This is a genomic window from Mesorhizobium sp. WSM4841, from assembly GCF_055811515.1.
Genome location: NZ_JBVVQC010000088.1, coordinates 1 through 1,110, shown reverse-complemented (window position 1 = coordinate 1,110; position 1,110 = coordinate 1). Strand labels below are relative to the sequence as shown.

Here is a 1,110-nt window from a genome sequence, read left to right as displayed (position 1 = left end):
CCCCCTCGCGCACAATGCGCAAAACTGTTCGCGATGTCCTCGCACACCTGTTCGCGATGTCCCCAGTCCAAACACCCTTGTGGGAGAAGGTGGATTGGCGCGAAGCGCCAAGACGGAAGAGGGGTGCTGGACGGAGTGCGGTCGGTGCCAAGCGGAACACCCTCATCCGACCGAGCGGAGCCTGTCCTCGGGCTTGCCGGAGGCAAGACCCGTGGGCTCGGCCACCTTCTCCCACAAGGGGAGAAGGGAAGTACCGACGACCCCGCCTGCCCTAGCCTCGCCCTCGCCTACTTGGTGTTTTCCAGCGCGTCGACCGTCTTCTTCAGCTTCTCGTCCGGGATCTCGACCTTGGCCTCGGCGCGCAGCGACTTGACCAGCGCGATGTATTTGTCGCGGATGACCGCCTGACGGGCCTGGTCCTTGACCTGGTCGAAGGCCGGCGGCTGCTTGGCGCGCTTGTCCTCGACCTGGATGACGTGCCAGCCGAACTGCGACTGCACCGGCTGTTCGGTGTATTTGCCGACCGCCAGCGCAAAGACCGCCTTGTCGAACTCCGGCACCATCTGGCCGGGTCCGAACCAGCCGAGATCGCCGCCGCTGGTCTTGCCGCTCGGATCGCTGGTGTGCTCGTTGGCGAGTTTCTGGAAATCGGCGCCGCCGTCGAGCTGCTTGATGATCGCATCGGCCTCTTCCTTCGATTTCACGAGGATATGACGGGCATGCACCTCGTTGCTCGGCGGCGTGTTGGCGATTTCCTGGTCGTAGCGGGCGCGAACCTCGGCATCCGTAACCTTGCCGACGACATCCTTCTCGACCATTTCGCCATGCAGCGCGCGCTGCTGCAGGAACGCCATGCGGCGCTGGAAGTCGGGATCCTTGTCGAGGCCGGTGGTGACCGCCTGGGCAGCCATGACCTTGATCTCGATCGCCGCCGAAAGTGCTGCGGCGCGGCGCTGTTCGGGCGGCATCTGCGCGAACTGCTGCGACAGCTCGCCTTCGGCAAGCGCAAGGTCTGCCTCGGTCAGCGTCTGGCCGTTGATCGTGGCGACCACGGCGTTCGGATCGACCGGCGCCGGTTGGGCGGGGGCGGCCGGTTGGGCCGGGGCTGGT

Annotated in this window: 1 protein-coding gene; it reads right to left on the bottom strand. The window is 65.8% G+C overall.

The genetic code is table 11. From position 1 onward, the window contains the following. Positions 1-287: 287 nt before the first annotated feature. On the bottom strand, positions 288-1,110 hold an 823-nt coding region (locus tag AC0L14_RS34740; RefSeq protein ID WP_473752226.1), incomplete at its 5' end, for a peptidylprolyl isomerase.